Raw genomic sequence first — 237 nt, forward strand, 5'->3', positions numbered from 1 at the left:
GACCCATGTTCCCCCTATAAATGACTTACTGCCGTTTGATCCTATCTTGTAAACATGTGTGTTGTTTTGATTTTCTATTCGTTCAAGTGGTGTGTAAATGACCACTAGATTACCATTGAGTGGGACGGATTCTTCATGAATAGTGAATTCTTCTAGTCTATTATACTCATTGAACGCTAGCTGTGACTTGAGATACAGCGTATCATAAAGCGTATTTTTTCTAAAGTTAAGCGTTAG

Annotated in this window: 1 pseudogene; it reads right to left on the reverse strand. The window is 37.1% G+C overall.

The features are described from left to right. A pseudogene (locus I5349_RS14060) lies at positions 1-237 on the reverse strand (hypothetical protein); the annotation flags it as partial.

Origin of the sequence: Penaeicola halotolerans, from assembly GCF_016464625.1 — a bacterium.
Lineage (GTDB): Bacteria > Bacteroidota > Bacteroidia > Cytophagales > Cyclobacteriaceae > Penaeicola > Penaeicola halotolerans.